1 protein-coding gene is annotated in these 1,199 nt (G+C 75.1%); it reads right to left on the bottom strand.

The window, feature by feature from the left end:
* Positions 1-127 precede the first annotated feature (127 nt).
* Complete coding sequence (locus AOK09_RS36635; RefSeq protein WP_055591479.1) at positions 128-937, bottom strand: DeoR/GlpR family DNA-binding transcription regulator; 810 nt, start codon at positions 935-937, stop codon at positions 128-130.
* Positions 938-1,199 lie beyond the last annotated feature (262 nt).

Here is a 1,199-nt window from a genome sequence, read left to right as displayed (position 1 = left end):
CCACCGGCCAACGCGCCCCCGGGTGCGCCCCGGTGGACCGCCGCCGGCCGCCGGGAAGCACCGACGGCGTCATCGTACGCGGGACCCGAGCGCCCCGGGAGGGCGCCTTGCGGCGGCGGACGGGGGCTCAGTCGGGCGCGCCCGCCAGCACCAGCTCCCGGACGTGCTCCCGGGCCGCCTCGCGTGCCTCCGCCGGGAGCCCCGGATCGCTGACCCAGGTGTCCACCTCGTCCAGCGCGGCGAACGTCGACAGGCCCACCGTGCCCCACTTGGTGTGGTCGGCCACCACCACCAGCCGCCGGGTGGAGGCCACAAAGCTCCGGTTGGTCTCCGCCTCCGCCAGGTTGGGCGTGGAGAGCCCCGCCTCCGGTGAGATGCCGTGGCAGCCCAGGAAGAGCAGGTCGAAGTGGAGCGAGCGGATCGCCCGGTCGGCGATCGGGCCCACCAGGGAGTCCGACGGCGTACGCACCCCGCCGGTGAGGACCACCGTGGTGCCCGCCCCGCCGCCCTGCCGCAGCGAGCGCTCGAAGACATCGGCGACCCGGACCGAGTTGGTCACCACCGTGAGGTTCTCCACCTGGGTCAGCCGGTGCGCCAGCGCATAGGTGGTGGTGCCGCCGGAGAGGGCCACCGCACTGCCGGGCGAGACCAGCCGGGCCGCGGCCCGGGCGATCTCCTCCTTGGCGGACAGCTCCAGCGACGACTTGGCCTCGAAGCCCGGCTCATGGGTGCGGGCCTCCTCGACCGGCACCGCGCCGCCGTGCACCTTCTCCACCGCGCCCTGCCGGGCGAGGGCGTCCAGATCCCGGCGGATCGTCATGTCCGAGACCCCGAGCCTGCGGGTGAGCTCATTGACGCGGACGCCCCCGCGGCGCCGGACCTCATCGAGGATCAGCGCCCGCCGCTGCTCGGCCAGGAGGTTGCTGTTCTCGGTCAAGGAGGCCGACCCGCCTTTCGCCGCGTCCCGGTTGCCGGGCCCATCGTCCCACGCATGACAGGGCGCGGCCACGCCCGGGTGAGCGCTCGGTGTCGCGACCGCGCCCTCCGTTCGGTTGCGGTTGGGACGCGGGGGGTGTAACCGCCACGTTCCGGCGGAACCATGGCCGCACCGGGTACGGCCCCCGGCCGTCCCCCGCCATGCCAGCCTCTCGGGGGAGAGCACGCCATGACCCAGGCACCCCAGCGACCGGACCGCCCGC

The sequence above is a fragment of the Peterkaempfera griseoplana genome (genome assembly GCF_001418575.1).
Lineage (GTDB): Bacteria > Actinomycetota > Actinomycetes > Streptomycetales > Streptomycetaceae > Peterkaempfera > Peterkaempfera griseoplana.
Note: the sequence above shows the minus strand (reverse complement) of the source record. Positions and strands in the feature narration are given on the sequence as shown.